18 protein-coding genes are annotated in these 20,490 nt (G+C 46.5%); 8 read left to right on the plus strand and 10 right to left on the minus strand.

The genetic code is table 11. The features are described from left to right. Positions 1–99 precede the first annotated feature (99 nt). From gpmM to OGV57_RS22880, 3 genes are read left to right on the plus strand one after another with little or no spacing between them, the layout of a single operon-like run. Positions 100–1,644 carry a 2,3-bisphosphoglycerate-independent phosphoglycerate mutase gene (gpmM, locus tag OGV57_RS22870; protein ID WP_003837640.1) on the plus strand — a complete coding sequence of 515 codons (1,545 nt, stop codon included), beginning with the start codon at positions 100–102 and terminating at the stop codon, positions 1,642–1,644. A 33-nt stretch (positions 1,645–1,677) separates the two neighbouring features. Beyond that, the gene (envC, locus tag OGV57_RS22875; RefSeq protein ID WP_229235822.1) at positions 1,678–2,937 is read left to right on the plus strand and encodes a murein hydrolase activator EnvC; all 1,260 of its coding nucleotides are present in this window, start codon (positions 1,678–1,680) and stop codon (positions 2,935–2,937) included. Between the two features lie 3 nt (positions 2,938–2,940). Next, positions 2,941–3,876, plus strand: coding sequence for a divergent polysaccharide deacetylase family protein (locus tag OGV57_RS22880; RefSeq protein ID WP_003024138.1), 936 nt, complete (start codon positions 2,941–2,943; stop codon positions 3,874–3,876). Here the strand turns inward: OGV57_RS22880 and OGV57_RS22885 are convergent, their stop codons facing one another. The 3 genes from OGV57_RS22885 to kbl form a co-directional block, all read right to left on the minus strand. Then, on the minus strand, positions 3,877–4,914 hold the full coding sequence (locus OGV57_RS22885) for a glycosyltransferase (protein ID WP_003024135.1): 1,038 nt from the start codon (positions 4,912–4,914) through the stop codon (positions 3,877–3,879). A gap of 192 nt (positions 4,915–5,106) precedes the next feature. Continuing rightward, a complete protein-coding gene (gene tdh, locus OGV57_RS22890; protein ID WP_003024132.1) occupies positions 5,107–6,132 on the minus strand; it encodes an L-threonine 3-dehydrogenase in 1,026 nt (341 codons plus the stop codon). A gap of 9 nt (positions 6,133–6,141) precedes the next feature. Beyond that, entirely contained in the window at positions 6,142–7,338 is a 1,197-nt protein-coding gene (gene kbl, locus OGV57_RS22895; protein WP_054528885.1) for a glycine C-acetyltransferase, read from the minus strand. Positions 7,339–7,553: 215 nt separating this feature from the next. Here kbl and rfaD point away from each other — a divergent pair, with 215 nt between their 5' ends. From rfaD to OGV57_RS22915, 4 genes are read left to right on the plus strand one after another with little or no spacing between them, the layout of a single operon-like run. Further along, entirely contained in the window at positions 7,554–8,486 is a 933-nt protein-coding gene (gene rfaD / locus OGV57_RS22900) for an ADP-glyceromanno-heptose 6-epimerase (RefSeq protein ID WP_003827312.1), read from the plus strand. Between the two features lie 12 nt (positions 8,487–8,498). Then, entirely contained in the window at positions 8,499–9,545 is a 1,047-nt protein-coding gene (gene rfaF, locus OGV57_RS22905) for an ADP-heptose--LPS heptosyltransferase RfaF (RefSeq protein WP_003837632.1), read from the plus strand. A 3-nt stretch (positions 9,546–9,548) separates the two neighbouring features. Further along, positions 9,549–10,517, plus strand: a complete 969-nt coding sequence (rfaC, locus tag OGV57_RS22910) for a lipopolysaccharide heptosyltransferase RfaC (RefSeq protein ID WP_054528886.1) — start codon at positions 9,549–9,551, stop codon at positions 10,515–10,517. 22 nt (positions 10,518–10,539) lie between these two features. After that, complete coding sequence (locus OGV57_RS22915) at positions 10,540–11,784, plus strand: O-antigen ligase family protein (RefSeq protein ID WP_046671022.1); 1,245 nt, start codon at positions 10,540–10,542, stop codon at positions 11,782–11,784. A gap of 36 nt (positions 11,785–11,820) precedes the next feature. On the opposite strand, the gene OGV57_RS22920 is transcribed toward OGV57_RS22915, so the two are convergent. From OGV57_RS22920 to rfaQ, 7 genes are read right to left on the minus strand one after another with little or no spacing between them, the layout of a single operon-like run. Further along, complete coding sequence (locus OGV57_RS22920; RefSeq protein WP_172616047.1) at positions 11,821–12,606, minus strand: glycosyltransferase family 25 protein; 786 nt, start codon at positions 12,604–12,606, stop codon at positions 11,821–11,823. A gap of 26 nt (positions 12,607–12,632) precedes the next feature. Beyond that, the gene (locus OGV57_RS22925; protein WP_054528887.1) at positions 12,633–13,646 is read right to left on the minus strand and encodes a glycosyltransferase family 8 protein; all 1,014 of its coding nucleotides are present in this window, start codon (positions 13,644–13,646) and stop codon (positions 12,633–12,635) included. 51 nt (positions 13,647–13,697) lie between these two features. After that, complete coding sequence (waaO, locus tag OGV57_RS22930) at positions 13,698–14,714, minus strand: lipopolysaccharide 3-alpha-galactosyltransferase (protein WP_054528888.1); 1,017 nt, start codon at positions 14,712–14,714, stop codon at positions 13,698–13,700. 5 nt (positions 14,715–14,719) lie between these two features. After that, on the minus strand, positions 14,720–15,808 hold the full coding sequence (gene waaB / locus OGV57_RS22935; RefSeq protein ID WP_046671028.1) for a lipopolysaccharide 1,6-galactosyltransferase: 1,089 nt from the start codon (positions 15,806–15,808) through the stop codon (positions 14,720–14,722). 19 nt (positions 15,809–15,827) lie between these two features. Then, positions 15,828–16,625, minus strand: a complete 798-nt coding sequence (gene rfaP, locus OGV57_RS22940) for a lipopolysaccharide core heptose(I) kinase RfaP (RefSeq protein WP_054528889.1) — start codon at positions 16,623–16,625, stop codon at positions 15,828–15,830. After that, the gene (locus tag OGV57_RS22945) at positions 16,618–17,742 is read right to left on the minus strand and encodes a glycosyltransferase family 4 protein (RefSeq protein WP_046671030.1); all 1,125 of its coding nucleotides are present in this window, start codon (positions 17,740–17,742) and stop codon (positions 16,618–16,620) included. Before OGV57_RS22945 ends, rfaP begins: the two co-directional genes overlap by 8 nt. Further along, positions 17,739–18,809 carry a lipopolysaccharide core heptosyltransferase RfaQ gene (gene rfaQ / locus OGV57_RS22950; protein ID WP_046671031.1) on the minus strand — a complete coding sequence of 357 codons (1,071 nt, stop codon included), beginning with the start codon at positions 18,807–18,809 and terminating at the stop codon, positions 17,739–17,741. The genes OGV57_RS22945 and rfaQ overlap by 4 nt, the downstream gene beginning before the upstream one ends. A gap of 396 nt (positions 18,810–19,205) precedes the next feature. On the opposite strand from rfaQ, the gene waaA reads away from it, so the two are divergent. Further along, on the plus strand, positions 19,206–20,483 hold the full coding sequence (gene waaA / locus OGV57_RS22955) for a lipid IV(A) 3-deoxy-D-manno-octulosonic acid transferase (RefSeq protein WP_003837609.1): 1,278 nt from the start codon (positions 19,206–19,208) through the stop codon (positions 20,481–20,483). Positions 20,484–20,490: the final 7 nt, after the last annotated feature.

The following is a 20,490-nucleotide window of genomic DNA, read 5'->3' on the forward strand; positions in this document are numbered from 1 at the left end:
GCGATCCCCCATTATTTGATCTTCGGGGGCTACTTTATCGATTCAGCTGTAGTAAAATTACGCAATTATTTTTTATCTCTTGAGTGTGAGGTTGTCGCAATGTCGGTTTCTAAAAAACCTATGGTACTGGTAATTCTGGATGGCTACGGCTATCGCGAAGACAGCCAGGATAACGCCATTTTTAGTGCTAAAACCCCGGTAATGGATGCGCTGTGGGCAAAACGTCCGCATACCCTGATTGATGCGTCCGGTCTGGAAGTCGGCCTGCCCGATCGCCAGATGGGCAACTCCGAAGTGGGTCACGTCAACCTGGGCGCGGGCCGTATCGTGTATCAGGACCTTACCCGTCTGGACGTTGAAATCAAAGAACGTACTTTCTTCGCTAACCCGGTGCTGACCGATGCGGTCGACCAGGCAAAAAATGCCGGGAAAGCGGTACACATCATGGGTCTGCTCTCTGCTGGCGGCGTTCACAGCCACGAAGATCACATCATGGCGATGGTAGAAATGGCCGCTGAACGCGGCGCTGAAAAAATCTATCTGCACGCTTTCCTTGATGGTCGTGATACCCCGCCGCGCAGCGCTGAACATTCACTGCAGAAATTCGAAGAGAAATTTGCCGCGCTGGGCAAAGGCCGCGTAGCGTCCATCATCGGTCGTTACTACGCTATGGACCGCGACAACCGTTGGGATCGCGTAGAACAGGCTTACGATCTGATGACGCTGGCGAAGGGCGAGTTCCAGTTCGCTACGGCGGTTGAAGGTCTGCAGGCTGCTTATGCCCGCGACGAAAACGACGAATTCGTCAAAGCGACCGTGATCCGTGCCGAAGGTCAGGCAGATGCTGCTATGGAAGATGGCGATACGCTGATTTTCATGAACTTCCGTGCTGACCGTGCGCGTGAAATCACCCGTGCGTTTGTTAACGCTGATTTCGACGGCTTCGCCCGTAAGAAAGTCGTTAACCTCAACTTTGTGATGCTGACCGAATACGCGGCAGACATCAAAACTGCGGTTGCTTACCCACCAGCCTCTCTGGCCAACACCTTTGGTGAGTGGATGGCGAAGAACGAAAAAACGCAGCTGCGTATTTCCGAAACTGAAAAATATGCGCACGTGACCTTCTTCTTCAACGGCGGCGTAGAAGAGCCGTTCAAAGGCGAAGACCGCATCCTGATCAACTCTCCGAAAGTTGCGACCTACGATCTGCAGCCGGAAATGAGCTCTGCTGAACTGACCGAGAAGCTGGTTGCAGCGATTGAGAGCGGTAAATACGACACCATCATTTGTAACTACCCGAACGGCGACATGGTTGGTCACACCGGGGTGATGGAAGCAGCGGTTAAAGCGGTTGAAGCGCTGGATCACTGCGTTGAGCAGGTGACTAAAGCGGTTGAGTCCGTTGGCGGCCAGTTGCTGATCACCGCAGACCACGGTAACGCAGAGCAGATGCGTGATCCGTCCACCGGTCAGGCACATACTGCACATACCAACCTGCCCGTTCCGCTGATTTATGTCGGTGGTAAGAACGTCAAAGCAGTCGAAGGCGGCAAACTTTCTGATATCGCCCCAACGATGCTGACGCTGATGGGTATGGAAATCCCGCAAGAGATGACTGGTAAGCCGCTGTTCATCGTGGAATAATCCCTCCCCATGAGGGGAAAGGCGATTAATACCATCACTCGGGCCGTGAAACCGCGTAAGTTTTCAGTCAGGCCCTTGTTCTACGCCAGCGCGCTTAGCGCTGGCGTATTGCTGTGCGCCTTTTCCGCCCACGCGGACGAACGCGACCAGCTCAAATCTATTCAGGCCGATATCGCGGCAAAAGAACGCGCGGTACGCCAACAGCAACAACAACGTTCCACTCTCCTCGCTCAGCTTAAAGCTCAGGAACAAGCCATCGCCGTTGCCGCAAGGCAGTTACGCGAAACGCAGAACTCACTGGCACAACTGAACGCGCAAATCGCAGAGATGAACGCAGCACTCGCGAAGCTGGAAAAGCAACGAGCAGCGCAAGAGCGCAGTCTGGCAGCCCAGTTAGACGCCGCGTTTCGCCAGGGTGAACACACCGGTATTCAGCTCATCCTTAGCGGCGAAGAAAGCCAGCGCGGACAGCGCCTGCAAGCCTATTTCGGCTACCTGAACCAGGCGAGGCAAGAAACTATCGCGCAGCTGAAACAAACCCGCGAAGAAGTCGACTCGCAAAAAGCCGAGCTGGAAGATAAGCAGAGCGAACAGCAGACGCTACTGTACGAACAGCGCGCTCAGCAGGCTAAGCTGGAACAGGCACGTAACGAACGCCAGAAAACGCTTTCGAGTCTGGAATCATCGATTCAACAGGGTCAGCAGCAGCTAGGCGAAATGCGCGCCAACGAATCGCGCCTGCGCAACAGCATTGCTCGCGCCGAAGCCGCAGCCAAAGCACGCGCGGAACGTGAAGCCCGCGAGGCGCAGGCCGTACGCGATAAGCAACAGGATGCATCACGGAAAGGCTCAACCTACAAACCGACCGAAAGTGAAAAATCTCTGATGTCACGTACCGGCGGTTTGGGTTCGCCACGCGGCCAGGCATTCTGGCCCGTTCGGGGTCCAACCCTACATCGTTATGGCGAACAACTGCAGGGTGAGCTACGTTGGAAGGGGATGGTTATTGGTGCATCCGAAGGCACCGAAGTTAAAGCCATTGCCGATGGTCGCGTCATTCTGGCGGACTGGTTGCAGGGCTATGGCCTGGTGGTCGTCGTTGAGCACGGTAAAGGCGATATGAGCCTGTACGGTTATAACCAGAGCGCACTGGTCAGCGTCGGTACGCAGGTTCGCGCCGGGCAGCCTATAGCACTAGTGGGTAGCAGCGGCGGTCAGGGCAGGCCGGCACTCTATTTCGAAATTCGTCGCCAGGGTCAGGCGGTCAATCCACAGCCGTGGTTGGGAAGATAAGTTTTGCCACAACAATTTCGTCGTCTACTACTCTCTCTCGCCAGCCTGCTGGCCTTCGCAACACCTGTTTTTGCTGGCAAACTCGCCATCGTCATTGATGATTTCGGCTATCGCCCACACACTGAAAACCAGGTACTGGCGATGCCTTCTACCATCTCCGTTGCCGTTCTGCCTAACGCCCCACATGCGCGTGAAATGGCAATCAAAGCGCATAACAGCGGGCATGAAGTCTTAATCCATCTGCCAATGGCACCGCTGAGCAAGCAGCCGTTAGAGAAAGATACTTTACGCCCTGAAATGAGCAGCGAAGAGATTGAGCGAATTATTCGCGACGCAGTAAGCAAAGTACCGAATGCGGTCGGTCTGAACAACCATATGGGCAGCGCGATGACCTCCAGCCTGTTTGGCATGCAGAAGGTGATGCAGGCGCTGGAGCGCTACGATCTCTACTTCCTGGACAGCATGACCATTGGTAACAGCCAGGCAATGCGCGCAGCGTCAGGGACCGGTGTGAAAGTCATCAAACGCAAAGTCTTCCTGGATGACACGCAAAACGAAGCCGATATTCGCCGTCAGTTTAATCGTGCCGTCGAGCTGGCGCGCCGCAACGGTTCCGCAATCGCCATTGGCCACCCTCACCCGTCTACGGTTCGTGTCCTGCAGCAGATGCTGTATAGCCTGCCAGCCGACATCACGTTGGTTCGCCCAAGCAGCCTGCTCAATGAACCGCAGGTGGATACCTCCAGACCAAACCTCACGCCACCGAAGAACGGTACACCTGATGCGCCGCGTAATCCTTTCCGCGGGGTGAAATTATGCAAACCGAAGCAGCCGTTAGAACCAGTGTACGCCAGCCGCTTCTTCAGCGTGCTCGGCGAAAGCATTACCCAAAGCACGCTGGTGCAGTATATGCGCCTGCAGTGGCAGGGCTGGCAATAATCACTCTTTGCTATCCAGCGTTAAATGAGCCAGGCGGCGCGGCGTCAGTGCTTTATCGCGCCACTGGCTAAAGCGGATGGCCCACAACAGCACCTGATAGCCCAGCTTAACGCTGCAAATATTGCTTACCATACGCTTGAACATACCCGACACGAATACTTCAGCAATCATGCGCTGGCGGATTTTCTCGTCTGGCTCTTTACGTATGCAATGACAAACGCGCAGCGCTTCGTAAATCACCTGCTGTTTGAATTCCGGGTAAATGGGAATACGCCCGGCGTAGTCGTGATTCATCTTATCCAGCAGACGGGTAATTTTGATGTAGTGGCGCTGGTAAGCGAGGTTTTTCAGCCCGGTGCGCGGCAGACGGCTAACAGATGCGCCGTGCAGGAAGTATTTATACAGAGGGATTTCCGTGTAACGCGCGCGCTTCGCATTAAACATAAACTCCGTCGTCCAGATAATATCCTGGTGATGCAGGCCAGACAGGAAGGTCAGCCCCGCGTCGCGGATAGTCTGATGACGATAAACGCCCATCCAGACAACGTGTCGCCAACGGCGGCTGGCTAACGCTTTGCGTAACCAGTCTGGCCCGGTCATCACGCCGGTAGAACGAATACGATCGGTAGGAATGGATGCCCAAGTGTGGCCGGTTTCCGCAATACACCAATCAGCGTTGCACTGCGCAACATCCAGGTTGTCTTTCAGCGCCATAGTCATCAGCGTTTCATACATTTCCGGGTAGGCAATATCATCGCCGTCTACGTACGCGATGTACTCCCCCCTGGCGACTTTCATACCGGTATTGCGCGCCGCCGAAACGCCCCCATTGCGCTGGTGCAGCAGATGAACGTGCGGATAACGATCCGCATAAGACTGAGCAAGCTCCGCAGAGTTATCCGTAGAGCCATCATTAACAATGATGATCTCCAGGTTCTTCCAGGTTTGCGCAATCAGCGAATCCATACACGCAATGAACGGTTCACCCGTGTTGTAAAGCGGCATAATGACGCTCAGGAGACCAGGGATATAGGTCATATCAAATCCAGCCAGACAATAGAGTAATCGGCACTTTTTAGCATATTAAGCGGTAGATTTTCAGAAAAAATTATTAATTCTTTAGCGGAAAATGCACCGGGCGGGAGAGATTGTGCAGGCAAAAAACGCCCCGGATGATTAATGATAATCAACATCCGGGGACAACACACAGAATCCACAGGGTGGATACGGTTAATCCCAGCTCAGGATCACTTTCCCTGACTGGCCTGAACGCATCGCGTCAAAGCCCTGCTGGAATTCATCGATGGAGAATCGGTGGGTGATGATCGGCGACAAATCCAGACCAGACTGGATCAGTGCAGCCATTTTGTACCATGTCTCAAACATCTCACGACCGTAGATACCTTTAATAAACAGTCCTTTAAAGATAACTTTGGTCCAGTCGATGGACATATCAGATGGCGGAATACCCAGCATAGCAATACGGCCACCGTGATTCATGGTGTCCAGCATAGCGCGAAACGCTGGCGGCGCCCCGGACATCTCCAGGCCCACATCAAACCCCTCGGTCATACCCAGTTCAGCCATCACGTCGGTCAGATTCTCTTTCGATACGTTGACCGCGCGAGTGATACCCATTTTGCGCGCCAGCTCAAGGCGATACTCATTAACGTCGGTGATCACCACGTGGCGTGCGCCAACGTGCTTCGCGACCGCCGCCGCCATAATACCGATTGGACCCGCACCGGACACCAGTACATCTTCCCCAACCAGATCGAACGACAGCGCCGTGTGCACTGCATTACCGAACGGATCGAAGATAGACGCCAGGTCGTCGGAGATATTGTCCGGGATTTTAAATGCGTTAAATGCCGGGATCACCAGGTACTCCGCAAAGCAGCCCGGACGGTTTACACCGACACCGGTGGTATTGCGGCACAGATGAGTACGTCCACCGCGGCAGTTACGGCAATGTCCGCAGGTGATATGACCCTCACCAGAAACACGATCGCCGATTTTAAAGCCTTTAACTTCCTGGCCGATGCCAACAACTTCGCCGACATATTCATGCCCAACGACCATCGGTACTGGGATGGTTTTTTGCGACCATTCATCCCAGTTATAAATGTGAACGTCAGTCCCGCAGATGGCTGTTTTACGGATTTTAATCAGCAAATCGTTATGACCGACTTCCGGTTCAGGAACGTCAGTCATCCAAATGCCCTCTTCCGCTTTCAGTTTGGATAACGCTTTCATTTCACATCCTCAGGCAATAACGCCCAGTTGTTTACCAATGCGTGTGAACGCCTCAACAGCACGCGTAATCTGCTCAGGGGTATGCGCCGCAGACATCTGGGTACGGATACGCGCCTGGCCTTTTGGAACCACCGGATAGAAGAATCCGGTAACGTAAATCCCCTCTTTTTGCAGCTCGCGGGCGAACGCCTGCGCCACTACTGCATCACCCAACATCACCGGGATGATCGCGTGATCCGCACCGGCTAACGTAAAGCCAGCGGCAGACATTTGCTCGCGGAACTGACGTGCGTTCGCCCACAGGCGGTCGCGCAGGTCGCTGCCAGCCTCAACCATTTCCAGCACTTTAATGGAGGCCGCAACAATCGCTGGCGCCAGTGAGTTGGAGAACAAATAAGGACGGGAACGCTGACGCAGCCACTCAACAACTTCTTTGCGCGCTGCGGTGTAACCACCGGATGCGCCGCCGAGTGCTTTACCCAGCGTACCGGTGATGATGTCCACGCGACCCATCACGTCACAGTATTCATGGGAGCCACGACCATTTTCGCCGACAAAACCGACGGCATGGGAATCATCAACCATGACCAGCGCGTCGTATTTATCCGCCAGATCGCAAACGCCTTTCAGGTTAGCGATCACACCATCCATAGAGAACACGCCATCAGTGGCGATCAGGATATGACGAGCGCCCGCTTCACGTGCTTCTTTCAGGCGAGCTTCCAGTTCCACCATATCGTTGTTGGCGTAACGGAAACGTTTTGCTTTACACAGACGAACGCCATCAATGATAGAAGCGTGGTTCAGGGCATCGGAAATAATTGCGTCTTCTGCGCCCAGCAGCGTTTCAAACAGGCCGCCATTGGCGTCGAAGCAGGAAGAGTAAAGGATGGCATCTTCCATACCGAGGAATGCCGCCAGTTTTTGCTCCAGTTGCTTATGGCTATCCTGGGTACCGCAAATAAAGCGAACCGAAGCCATACCAAATCCGTGAGAATACATACCCGCTTTTGCTGCTGCAATCAGTTCTGGATGATTAGCCAGTCCCAGATAGTTGTTCGCACAAAAGTTAATAACGTGGCTTCCGTCCGCCACGGTGATATCCGCCTGCTGGGCAGATGTAATAATGCGCTCTTCTTTAAACAATCCTTCCGCACGTGCGGTGTCGAGATCGTTGGTTAACTGTTTGTAAAAATCCCCACGCATTTCAATTCTCCAGACTGGGCAAATTTCAGCACATATTACCCAAAGCTATACGTTGATACGAGATGACGCATCATCACTTCTTCAAAATGAAGCATAAATCACGTGTACCCGCACGGCTTATCGGTGAATGGCTGAAGCCTGAGCCATGTAGTGATATGATAGAAAGTATTCGTGTCTGAGATTGTCTCTGACTCCATAATTCGAAGGTTACATTTATGATCATCGTTACCGGCGGCGCGGGCTTTATCGGCAGCAACATCGTTAAGTCCCTGAATGATAAAGGCATCACCGACATCCTGGTGGTGGACAACCTGAAAGACGGCACCAAGTTTGTTAACCTGGTGGATCTGAATATTGCTGACTACATGGACAAGGAAGACTTCCTGATCCAGATTATGGCCGGGGAAGATTTCGGCGATATCGAAGCGATTTTCCACGAAGGCGCATGCTCTTCCACCACCGAGTGGGACGGCAAGTATATGATGGATAACAACTATCAATACTCCAAAGAGCTACTGCACTACTGCCTGGAGCGTGAAATCCCGTTCCTGTACGCATCCTCTGCCGCCACCTATGGCGGTCGCACTTCTGATTTCATCGAATCCCGTGAATATGAGAAACCGCTGAACGTCTATGGCTACTCAAAATTCCTGTTCGACGAGTACGTGCGTCAGATCCTGCCAGAAGCCAACTCACAAATTGTTGGCTTCCGCTATTTCAACGTCTACGGACCGCGTGAAGGCCACAAAGGCAGCATGGCAAGCGTTGCTTTCCACCTCAATACCCAGCTTAACAATGGCGAAACACCAAAACTGTTCGAAGGCAGCGAAAACTTCAAACGTGATTTCGTTTATGTTGGCGATGTGGCTGCGGTAAACCTGTGGTTCCTGGAAAACGGGGTATCAGGCATCTTTAACCTCGGTACCGGTCGCGCAGAATCTTTCCAGGCCGTTGCTGACGCAACGCTGGCGTACCACAAAAAAGGCAGCATTGAGTACATTCCATTCCCGGAAAAACTGAAAGGCCGCTACCAGGCGTTTACTCAGGCAGACCTGACCAACCTGCGCGCCGCGGGCTATGACAAGCCGTTTAAGACCGTTGCTGAAGGCGTAACGGAATATATGGCCTGGCTGAACCGCGACGCATAAGGCAGGCAATCTATGAGGATTCTGGTGGTTGGCCCGTCATGGGTGGGCGACATGATGATGTCGCAAAGTCTCTATCGCACGCTCAAGGCGCGCTATCCCCAGGCGATAATCGACGTGATGGCACCTGCATGGTGCCGTCCGCTGCTGTCGCGGATGCCGGAAGTCAATGAAGCGATCGCGATGCCGCTTGGGCATGGCGCTCTGGAAATTGGCGAACGGCGTAAGCTCGGTCATAGCCTGCGTGAGAAGCGCTATGACCGCGCTTATGTGCTGCCTAACTCGTTTAAATCCGCGCTGGTGCCCTTTTTTGCAGGTATTCCACATCGTACCGGTTGGCGTGGTGAAATGCGCTACGGCTTGCTCAACGATGCGCGCGTGCTGGACAAAGACGCATGGCCGCTGATGGTCGAACGCTATGTGGCCCTGGCCTACGATAAAGGTGTGATGCTGTCGGCTAAAGATTTGCCGCAGCCTCTGCTGTGGCCACAGTTGCAGGTCAGCGAAGGTGAAAAGTCTCTGACCTGTAGTCAGTTCTCCCTTTCTGCCGAACGCCCCATCATCGGTTTTTGCCCGGGTGCGGAATTTGGTCCGGCGAAACGCTGGCCACACTACCATTATGCTGAACTGGCAAAACAGCTGATCGACGAAGGTCATCAGATTGTACTGTTTGGCTCGGCAAAAGATCATGAAGCCGGAAATGAAATCCTGGCAACGTTAAGCGTTGAGCAGCAGGCCTGGTGTCGTAATCTGGCGGGCGAAACGCAGCTGGAGCAGGCCGTTATTCTGCTCGCCGCCTGCAAAGCGGTCGTCACCAACGACTCTGGATTAATGCACGTTGCCGCAGCGTTGAATCGACCTCTGGTAGCGTTGTATGGCCCAAGTAGTCCGGACTTTACCCCGCCGTTGTCGCACAAAGCACGGGTCATTCGTCTGATTACGGGCTATCACAAAGTGCGCAAGGGCGATGCGGCAGAAGGCTATCACCAAAGCCTGATTGACATCACACCCCAGCGTGTACTGGAAGAACTCAACGACCTGTTGTTACAAGAGGAAGCCTGACGGATGCGGGTTCTGATCGTTAAAACGTCGTCTATGGGCGATGTACTGCATACGTTGCCCGCATTAACCGATGCGCAGCAGGCTATTCCAGGCATTCAATTTGATTGGGTGGTAGAAGAAGGATTCGCGCAGATCCCTTCCTGGCATGCAGCCGTTGACCGGGTCATCCCAGTGGCGATTCGCCGCTGGCGTAAAGCCTGGTTTTCAGCGCCGATTAAAGCCGAGCGTAAAGCGTTTCGCGATGCGGTACGTTTGCAGCAGTATGACGCGATAATTGATGCGCAGGGTCTGGTTAAAAGTGCGGCGTTGGTGACGCGTCTGGCACGTGGCGTCAAGCATGGTATGGACTGGAGTACGGCCCGCGAGCCGCTGGCTAGCCTGTTTTATAATCGCAAACATCACATTGCTAAACAGCAGCATGCGGTAGAACGTACGCGTGAATTGTTCGCCAAAAGTCTGGGATATGCCAAACCGCAATCGCAGGGTGATTACGCTATCGCTCAGCATTTTGTGAATGAATGTAATGCTGATACAGGCCAATATGCCGTATTTCTGCATGCCACAACACGTGATGATAAGCACTGGCCAGAAGCCAACTGGCGGGAGCTGATTGGGCTGTTAAATAATACGGGCATCCGTATTAAACTCCCCTGGGGCGCCCCTCATGAAGAAGAGCGCGCCAAAAGGCTGGCGGAAGGTTTTCCTTACGTCGATGTCCTGCCGCGGATGAGTCTGGAAGAGGTTGCTCGCATCCTGGCGGGAGCAAAATTTGTGGTGTCGGTTGATACAGGTCTCAGCCATTTAACCGCCGCATTGGATCGCCCCAATATTACGTTGTATGGCCCGACAGACCCGGGATTGATTGGTGGATATGGGAAGAATCAGATAGCATGTATTTCATCATCGCATGACCTTGAAGATATCCCATCTCAAGATATACTGGACATAATAAAAACAAACATATGCATTTAAAAAATTGTGGATCATCTTTTTTATGATAAATAGAAATAACGCCGATAGCATAATGTATTCAATAACAATGGGATTATGTTTCCTTGCGTTATTGCTTTTACCATTTGAGCAAGGCTTTGCCTTAAAATCGCTAAGAATTGCTGGAGAAATTGCATTACTAGCTATCATAATTTCGCCAAATAAATATTTAAAATCAGAACATAGATATATAGCACTCAGTCTCTTAGCCCTGTCAATTTTGTCATTTTTATGGTTCAGGATATATAAAACACCAGATTCAGAATATGTAGGTGCTTATATGAACTATCGAGACTGGAGCCTGGCAGGGTTATTTACAGCATTTACTATTCCTGTCGTGACCAGCATAAGAGATCGCTCAGAAAAGATAATGAAAAATATTCATCTTTTCATCGCTCTATTAGTTAATCTGATATATATAGTATATGCGTACTATCAATTTTTCATCCTTAATGAAAACAGAGCAACTTTATCATTGGCATATGGACCAAATGCAACAGGTGCAGCATATACAATTACTTTTATTTCATTGTATGCATTAATCGCGATATCAACGCTTGTCACAAAATTTAGATTACCACTGCTTATAATTATTAGCTTTGCAAACTTCATTGCTATTTCTGCAACAGGCACAAGAGCAGGAATTATTATATATCCATTAGTTATTATCTTTATTTTTTGGAATGAGCTAAAAAGACACAGTGTAAAAGCAAGAAAAACCAGCATTTTCTCTATTATTGTACTTGCGATATTCTCCGGTGTATTATTATATAAGCCAATTATTGAAAGGGTGAACAATTTAAAGTCAGATATAGAGCAATACCATGAGAATAACACAGTGACGTCTGTGGGAGCTCGCTTTGCGATGTATAAAACGGGTATCGAATCCTCGTACAATAACTTCACAGGACAATCGCTTGAAGAACGAGGATATAAAATCAAAAAAATTGTCGAAAATAATAAGGAACTATCTGGAGCACTGTTATTTCTTAACATTCATCTTCATAATCAGATAATTGATACACTATCAACCACTGGTTGGTTAGGCGTAATATTGAATATCTTATTCTTAATCTCTATAATTACATTCATACACAAGAAAAATATACCGATGATGTATACTTATGTGGTGGCAATAGTATTATATGGATTAAGTGACATTTTGACATACGCAGTCCCAGTACCACTCGCATGGTTATTAACATTAACATTAATATGCTCACTAGTTAATAACAAAGAAAAAATCTAACAAAAAAAGCCAGAATTATAAAATTCTGGCTTTTTATTATATAAAGCAACCAAGTAACACCCTAAACTTATATCGCCATAATAGCAATTTGGAAATTAAGTAGTTTCTTTTTTTTACTTTAGTCTGGTTTTTTTTATTAATACGACTATTTTCCAGATGTGAGTTCAATGAGTTAACCAAGGGATGAGAGACTATATCACAAAAATAAATATCATTCATCACACCATTATCTAATAGAATTTTTCTATCATCGACCAAATAAAATCCATGGGTGGAGAGTAATGACAAAGCTCGTTGACAGTATTGTCTATCAACAATATAACAGCACGTCCGCGTTACTTTGTGCTTCTTATATGTTGCCTTCCGAAAATTAACAGGTCCAATCTTTGAAACATTAAGTAAACTTAAGCCAAAAAGCTGATGGTCAGAAGTTCCCTGTTGACCACCAAGTACATATGAGCAACCATTCTTAAGTATATCCGTTGATTGAGAAAGTGTGTGTACCACAGCAGCCAACCTAGAATCAAATGAGACATCATCTTCAAGTATAAGAGCCCACTTGAAATTGTTATCTAATATTTTTTGATACACACTGAGATGGCTTAATGTACAAGCCATTTCTGGTTCAGTCATCTCACCATATACTTTCCCTGAGTTAATAGGGACGTTCCTTTTTTTATCTTGAAATAATTCGCTCCGGTAATCAATTGCATCAAAAAATTCATAGCCAATATTTACATTGGCAAGAAGCCTCGAGATATTTTCTCTTCGCTCAACATCATTCTTAAGAGAAATGATAAAAACAGGAAAGTTATTATTCATAGGTATAGTATTCACTGCATTACAGCCTAATTAAAAATCTTAATTTTTTGATATAGAAACAATGAACATAAAGCTTTTATATAACTCCTTTGATATATATAGTGCTTATACTCTTCTTTATATTCAGGTTTCGTCTTTGCCTTTAAATACCTGTCATTTTTCCATGGTGTTAACTCATAAACAGTCCGGAAATAACTTGAGGCGTCATATGCTCCCCATTCATGCCATGGTTTCGTGACACCTGTATAATGAATAAAGACGGTTTTTTCTGTAATGTATTTTTTATAATTACTTTTATCTTTTTTTTCAAACTCAGACTTCAACGGATAAATTGAGTTATATATTCTATCGAGATAGACCAACCGCCCGCGGAAAATTATATTTAATGCATCTTGATCAGGATATTTTAAATTATTCCCCTCATTTCTAATTAGAGAAAATATTTGATCTGAGATATTTTTTTCTTTCCACTGCAGCAAGTTAGCAAGAATAACACCTGAATTAAAATATTTACCTTGAAAATCAATATTCAATCGCTGCTGGTTCCGTTTCTGCGTAGATTCAACATCAGGGATAACAGCGGCAAACTTATCGCCTAAATACAACTCCTCTAACTCTGTCAGTTCATTTTTACAAATTACATCAGAATCAAGATAGAGGAGCACATTCATACTTTGAGATAGATAATCAAATGCCAATAACCGGTAATATATTGACAATGGCCATATTGCACTTACTGGCAATTTACCGAGAATTCTCTCATCAATCGTATAAATATTAATGACGGCATCAAACTGCTCAGAAATTAACTTCAAGCGCCTAGCGTATTCTTCTGATATAGTATTAGTAAAAACATGGAAACAATAATTTCGTTTTCTTTTTTTATTATTTTCGAGAATAGATGCTATGGAAATTGCAGCTCCCATCTGGTAATTAGCATCTGTACCATATGCAATGTTAAAGTAACCATCTTGAACCCGCAATAGATTATTATTAGTAAATGAATACTCTTTCTTAATATATTGTGTTAATACATCCATATTTTCCACCCAAAAGAAATCAAACAAATCGTTGGATTTGAGACAACCAAATTACTTGATGATTGCTTTTGCTTTATAGGCATAGTATTTTCCCCAACAGAGAAATGCTTGAGTAAATTTTTTCTGTTTCAAAAAATGCTTAGCTGCATACCGACTTTGCACTGTATTTTGAGGTTCAAAAAGTTTTGTATTCTGCCACGGTGAAGCATCTTTTGCCTGATAGAAAAAACTTGAGACAGGATAATCTCCCCATGAATGCCAAGGCTTCGTTGGCCCGATATAGTGCACAAGTACAGTTGAATTTCGTACCGGGTTTACAGTAATGTCTTTCAATTCGTAGTTAATACTATACTGAGTATTAAATTTCCTATCTATAAACTTGATTTTACCCGTTAGCAAAATATTCAAAACATCCTGATCAAAATGTGTAATTTTTTTCGTTATTTCTTGATCATTCAACAGTTCAATAGCATTTGAGGATATTCTTTGAGCAGCCCAAACAGGTGGCTGAATTAAAAGAAAGCCGGAATTAAAATACCCATCAACTAGACCCGGTGTTGATAAATGCTCTGCCCTCCGTTTCCACCATTTTTCATCGCCCTCGGCAACAACAGCAGCAATATCATCAGGATCAAAGTTGAAGTCAATTAACTCTTGAATGCTTCCTTTACAGACAATATCAGCATCAAGATACAGAATCCTATCAAGTTTATCAGAAAAATAATCAGCAATAATAAACCGAAAATAGATCGCATAAGACCAACTTCTTGTGCTAGGGAGTATTTTTAGCGTATCTCCGTTTATTAAGTATATAAAAATACGGGTTTTGTATTTTTTGGCCAACATTTCAAATTCTTCACGAAAATCCGTTGAAAAATAGTCCGTGAATACATGAAAAGCAAGTTTTTCTTGTGGATTATTAATTAAAATTGAGGCAATAGATACACCACATCCAAATAAGAAATTTTTGTCCAATCCATAACAGACATTAAAACATTCCGTCTCATCATATCCAGAATAATTATAATCTATTTGAGAAAGGATAAATCTATTATCATTTAAGCACATACGATTTACTTCTCACTTTTATGGACTACAGATAAGATGGTCTCATTCATATTTTTATAATATACAGAATCATAAAATTCAAACATTGATTCTTTGATTTCTTTCGCAGATATAGTAAGAGGTTCAGAAATAATTTTATTTAATAGCATAGTGAATTCAGTTAGATTACCCGGTGAATATAAAAAACCATTTATACCATTCTTTATTATATCTTCAGGACCAGACTCACAATCAGAACTTATGCATGGTATGCCATATGACATAGCCTCTAGCAATGTCATAGGGAATCCTTCAAAGGATGATGTTAGTAATAATGCACTAACATATTTTATCTCATTTTTTACCAGAGCCCAGGGATCCGATTGCCAACCGTGCCAAGTAATATGATTATCAATTTTAAGCTCCTTAGCATAACTCTGGCACTTAATAAAATCTGAACCATCACCGATGACATGAAGCTTCCATTTTCCGTTCGCATTAGAAAGCCCATCAAGTAAATCTTTTATTCGCTTCTGTCCTTCAAATTTCATACGGCCGATATAGAGGAAGGTTGTTACATCTTCTTTACCTGGTGATGGAATTGTTTCTTCTTTCCTAGCGATTGGATTGTAAATGAGACTGACCGAGCCTTCTGGTACACCTCTCGCCATAATCTGCCGTTTAATACCAGAACTGATTGCCAGATGATGATCGGCATAGACTATGTTCTCAGCATACTTCTTATGATCAAGAGAAAAATGTGGCCATGAAAAAAGTTTGAAATTTACCCCTGACTTCAATCTGGCCTTATTTACCAGAAGACAGGATAAAACATCGATACAAATAACAGCATCAGGATTATTTTTTTTAAGCCATTTTTTAAAATCAGAAACTAGTTTCATCCGTCTTAAAAAGGAAATTTTTTGCCTGGAGAGAGAGTATTCGACATTAATTCCACGCAACCAATTTTTATCCATTTTATCATTTCGACAAAAAAAGAAAACACTGCACTCATCAGGCTGTGATTTGGTCTGAAGAGTACTGATGACATTTTTAATTACTGTCTCCATTCCACCGAATCCGGAAACAGCTTCACCGACGAATGTTATTTTCATAAAGTTAGTTTATTATATTTTAAAGAGATTTTCGTTGTGTCCGTTCACGAATTTTTTCAGCTTTCATCTCTGTTTGGGTCAGCAATTTTTCTTCCCGAGAAAGAACATTTCTTAGAGATATGCCAAAGTAAGTTTTCATAAACCGGAAAATATCGCGCTGCGTCAAACCAATATTCATTGATGAAAAATAGAGCCCTATCAGGTCTTTATCTCGCCAGCGGCGAGGAACCTTACTGCGAATCTGAGCACGATGCAGGTCAATAATAGAAATCTTTAAATCATCCTCATAACCAGTGAAGGGTAAATGCAGTAGGAAATGACAAATATAGCAATCACGATGGTTAATCCCTCCTGCGTGCATCTTACGGACCATCATGGCGACACGATTTATAATTATCCGCTTCACTTTGATATCAGGAGGATTCATCGCCCAATCGGCACAATAATCTTCCAGACTAATCGTTGGCGTCAGATCCTCTGTAATAATGAACGACGTTCTGGTCAGAGGATTCAACCCCTTTTCGCCAAAACCAACGCCATGCATCGTATCTACGCCTAAATTACTAAGCCGGTGAATAGCATTCCACTCTCGATCCGCACCTAAAACAGGCTTGCGAAAAGAGAGCAGATTTTTCACGATCTCTTTAAGAGAAGTACCCCGATGCCATTTGAGGAAATAGCTTCTTTCAGCTAGTTCAAATCGCAAAGTTCGGCGAGTTTCCAGCTCTCTGAATACTTCACCCTGCAATGTTTTGACTTCCTCAAAAGCATCTTTGCCGCGCCAAAGTGTGGTCAACGGCTCTTTCAACTCAACCATTCAAACCACCTGTAATGAGGTCTGCCGCTTTTTCCGGCAAACTATACAAATCCTGTGTATCCGCATAATGCCGTGCATTTTCTGCCCACGCAGCACGCAATGAAGGTTGCGTCAGCGCTTCACATAAGACCTTGTTTAACATGTCCTGCCGGAAGGGCTCTTCAATTACCACACCACAATTTGCATCCTCAATATAGTGCGCATATCCACATACCGACGATGTCAAAACTGGCAACCCCGCAGTAATTGCCTCCAGAAGCACAATACCCGCAGCCTCCTGGTACGCTGGATGCAAGAGCAAATCGGCAGCAGCCATTAATTCTGCGACATCATTCCGCCCAGAGAAAAAATGGACATTAGCCTGAACTCCATGCTTTTCCGCCAACACTCCAAATTTTCGCGGTTTATCCTGCCCAACAATAAACAACAACGTATTATGCCGCAACATTTCGGGCAGGGATGCCAACGCCTCAATAGAACGGTCAACCCCTTTACGGGTAAAATCAGACCCCACCTGCAGCAATAAATGCTGCTGCTCCGTTATGCCGTTTTTCTGGCGATAAACTTCACGGCTATTTGGGATCTGTTGGCTATATTTTCTGTCCGGATAAATTCCCGGAGGGAGAATATGAAAACGCCCAGCCTCGGTCTGATAATGCTTCTGGAAATCAGCAATCTGTTTGTCAGTTAGCATTAATAGCTGTGTCGGTTTACCCTGCGCAAACGTCGCGCGTTCAAAAGCAGCATAGTGACGATAACGTGACGTTAGACGGTAGAAAAAACCTTTTTCTTGTGCCACTTTCTCGGCATAGCAGACGTCTGCAGCATAGTAAACGTCCAGCCCCGGCATTTTATTAAACCCCACAACGCGATCGACAGGATGTTCACGTAAGTGCACTTGTACCCATGAATAATACTCAGCATTACGACCATGATTCGTTCGCGATTTAACCGGAACCCGAATCAACTCAAAAACATCAGGGCATTCCCCTTCCCAAAACTGAGTGTAGATCCGAACGTGGTGTCCGCGGGCGGCAACAGTTTGAGCAATTCGCATAAAATCCCGCTGCAAGCCACCAAACGGGAAATATTTATATAAACAGAAAGCGACGATCATAGCGATACATCTCGGATGTCGGTTTGCACATTTTGCGGTAACATTTTTTCCGTAGCAGCAATCACATCTTCGGCGGGAATAACGGAAAGATATCTTTTATTCCGATCGAGCTCGTTTCTCTGTGGCATGGGTTGATAATTGCCTGCCCAAAACTGAATAATATCGTCAGTCCAGGGACGCCAGAAAATATGATCGGTGGCACCAAACAGGCAAATCACTGGCGTTTTTACCGCTGCAGCAATATGACCAGGCGCAGAATCGACGCCAATGAAGAGATCCGCATGGTCAATCAATGCTCCCAACTCGGGGAAAGTGGTTTTGCCAGCAAGTTCCGTAACGGGCCGGGTTTCGCATGCCTGTGCAATTTCTTCCACACAAGCCAGGTCATCTGCCGAAGGGCCTGACGTCAGAATAACCTTGTATCCACGACGATGTAGTGCATCAATTACACGAGAAAATTTGTCGTTATCCCAGCATTTAAACTGCTGTCTTGCGGTTGGCTGAATAACCACATAGCGCCCTTTAATTCCCAAGGTATCCAAATTTTTATGAATTTTCTGCCAGTGCTCGGGAGCATAGCTCATAGTAGTATCTTGATAAAAATCAGTGATACCTAAAGGCTCCAGCACAGATAAATTACGCTCAACAATATGAGTACCATGAATAGGTGCTAATTGTGTGAAGCTATTTTTCCAAAAACCATGTTGTCGGTGACCATAAAGCTGTGAGATTTTCACACGAGCAGAAAGACAACGTACAATGACTGCCACCATCCACTGATCGGTGAGATTGACGACAAGATCATACTGGTTGGCGCGCAAAGTTTTGATCAGCGAAAGGGCATTTTTAATCTTATCTGTGGTTTTTACCCCCTTATTACTGATCCCATAAAGTGCATTAATTTCAGGGTTTTCAGATAAAATTGGGATCGTATCCTGGTAAAGCAGCACATCTATTTTAGCGTCAGGATAATTCTGCTTTAGCGTACTAATAACAGGAGTTGTTAACAACATATCTCCGTGAAAACGCATTTTTATGACCAGGATTTTTCGAAATGGCTTTTCCACAAGCGACTCTTTTGTTGTGATTGTCTGGTTAAGTTAAGCAGAAAAAAGCACGCTACCGCCCCAGGCTCAACAGCTACCTGATTACTGATATCGCACTGATTTTTACGTGCTAGTGTATCACTTCTTTTGCCATGTTCCGACTCGAATAATCTTTGCACAAATAATGTTTTTTATTCTTTTAAATCAATATGTTGATATGTTACATGCTTTTGAGTTTTAGCACTATATCTCGACTAAACCTGAAAATTTCAACAAAAAACGTAAAGATGAAAAAGATGTTGTTCCCATTGGCAGTTCCCACAAAGGACGCTATTTAATTTAAAAATAGGAAAAGTATTGGTAAAGCCACAGCTAAATACATAGAATCCCCAGCACATTCATAAGTCAGCTACCATTATGCTCGAATTGCTTTACACCGCCCTTTTCTACCTTATTCAGCCTTTGATCTGGATACGGCTTTGGGTGCGCGGACGTAAGGCTCCGGCCTACCGTAAACGCTGGGGCGAACGCTACGGCTTTTATCGCCGCCCGCTAAAACCCGGCGGGATCATGCTTCATTCGGTTTCTGTGGGCGAAACGCTGGCTGCAATCCCATTAGTTCGCGCTCTGCGCCACCGTTATCCCGACTTGCCGATCACGGTCACCACCATGACGCCAACCGGTTCCGAGCGCGTACAATCTGCTTTTGGCACTGATGTTCAGCATATTTATCTGCCTTACGATTTACCGGATGCCCTGAACCGTTTTCTGAATAAAGTTGACCCCAAACTGGTGTTAATTATGGAAACCGAGCTGTGGCCAAATCTGATCGCGGCACTCCATAAGCGTCACATTCCTCTGGTCATTGCCAACGCACGTCTTTCTGCTCGTTCAGCCGCTGGCTATGCGAAATTAGGTAAATTTGTTGGCAGACTACTGCGTCGAATTACGTTAATTGCCGCACAAAACGAAGAAGATGGCGCACGTTTTATTACGCTTGGCGCCAGAAGCAATCAGGTCACCGTTACTGGCAGCCTGAAGTTTGATATATCCGTCACGCCACAACTGGCTGCAAAAGCGGTGACATTACGTCGTCAATGGGCTCCTCACCGCCCGGTATGGATTGCAACCAGCACCCACGACGGCGAAGAAAGCATCATCATTGCCGCCCATCAGGCGTTATTAAATCAGTTCCCGAATCTTTTACTAATTCTGGTTCCCAGACATCCTGAACGGTTCCCGGATGCAATTAACCTCGTACGCCAGGCTGGGCTAAGCTATACCACTCGTTCTTCGGGTGAAGTTCCGTCCTCAGGCACTCAGGTTGTGATCGGTGATACCATGGGTGAGCTGATGTTGCTGTATGGCATTGCCGACCTTGCTTTTGTCGGCGGTTCACTGGTTGAACGTGGTGGGCACAATCCACTGGAAGCCGCAGCACATGCTATTCCAGTGCTGATGGGACCACATACGTTTAATTTTAAAGATATTTGCGCCCGCCTCGAACAGGCAAGCGGATTGATCACCGTCACCGACGCACCTACGCTGGTAAAAGAAGTATCTTCTTTACTGACCGATGCAGATTATCGTAATTTTTATGGCCGTCACGCAGTTGAAGTTCTGTATCAAAATCAGGGCGCGTTACAGCGTCTGCTGCAGCTGCTGGAACCTTATCTGCCACCCAAAACGCATTGAGGCAAGC

The organism is Citrobacter sp. Cf087, from assembly GCF_030334285.1.
In the GTDB taxonomy this organism is placed as follows: domain Bacteria; phylum Pseudomonadota; class Gammaproteobacteria; order Enterobacterales; family Enterobacteriaceae; genus Citrobacter; species Citrobacter freundii.

What these genes read in the sequence shown, in the direction of transcription:
- gpmM (WP_003837640.1), top strand. Translation starts at nt 100, where the DNA reads ATGTCGGTTTCTAAAAAACCTATGGTACTGGTAATTCTGGATGGCTAC.
- OGV57_RS22885 (WP_003024135.1), bottom strand. Translation starts at nt 4,914, where the DNA reads ATGACCTATATCCCTGGTCTCCTGAGCGTCATTATGCCGCTTTACAAC.
- tdh (WP_003024132.1), bottom strand. Translation starts at nt 6,132, where the DNA reads ATGAAAGCGTTATCCAAACTGAAAGCGGAAGAGGGCATTTGGATGACT.
- kbl (WP_054528885.1), bottom strand. Translation starts at nt 7,338, where the DNA reads ATGCGTGGGGATTTTTACAAACAGTTAACCAACGATCTCGACACCGCA.
- rfaD (WP_003827312.1), top strand. Translation starts at nt 7,554, where the DNA reads ATGATCATCGTTACCGGCGGCGCGGGCTTTATCGGCAGCAACATCGTT.
- rfaF (WP_003837632.1), top strand. Translation starts at nt 8,499, where the DNA reads ATGAGGATTCTGGTGGTTGGCCCGTCATGGGTGGGCGACATGATGATG.
- rfaC (WP_054528886.1), top strand. Translation starts at nt 9,549, where the DNA reads ATGCGGGTTCTGATCGTTAAAACGTCGTCTATGGGCGATGTACTGCAT.
- OGV57_RS22915 (WP_046671022.1), top strand. Translation starts at nt 10,540, where the DNA reads ATGATAAATAGAAATAACGCCGATAGCATAATGTATTCAATAACAATG.
- OGV57_RS22920 (WP_172616047.1), bottom strand. Translation starts at nt 12,606, where the DNA reads ATGAATAATAACTTTCCTGTTTTTATCATTTCTCTTAAGAATGATGTT.
- OGV57_RS22925 (WP_054528887.1), bottom strand. Translation starts at nt 13,646, where the DNA reads ATGGATGTATTAACACAATATATTAAGAAAGAGTATTCATTTACTAAT.
- waaO (WP_054528888.1), bottom strand. Translation starts at nt 14,714, where the DNA reads ATGTGCTTAAATGATAATAGATTTATCCTTTCTCAAATAGATTATAAT.
- waaB (WP_046671028.1), bottom strand. Translation starts at nt 15,808, where the DNA reads ATGAAAATAACATTCGTCGGTGAAGCTGTTTCCGGATTCGGTGGAATG.
- rfaP (WP_054528889.1), bottom strand. Translation starts at nt 16,625, where the DNA reads ATGGTTGAGTTGAAAGAGCCGTTGACCACACTTTGGCGCGGCAAAGAT.
- OGV57_RS22945 (WP_046671030.1), bottom strand. Translation starts at nt 17,742, where the DNA reads ATGATCGTCGCTTTCTGTTTATATAAATATTTCCCGTTTGGTGGCTTG.
- waaA (WP_003837609.1), top strand. Translation starts at nt 19,206, where the DNA reads ATGCTCGAATTGCTTTACACCGCCCTTTTCTACCTTATTCAGCCTTTG.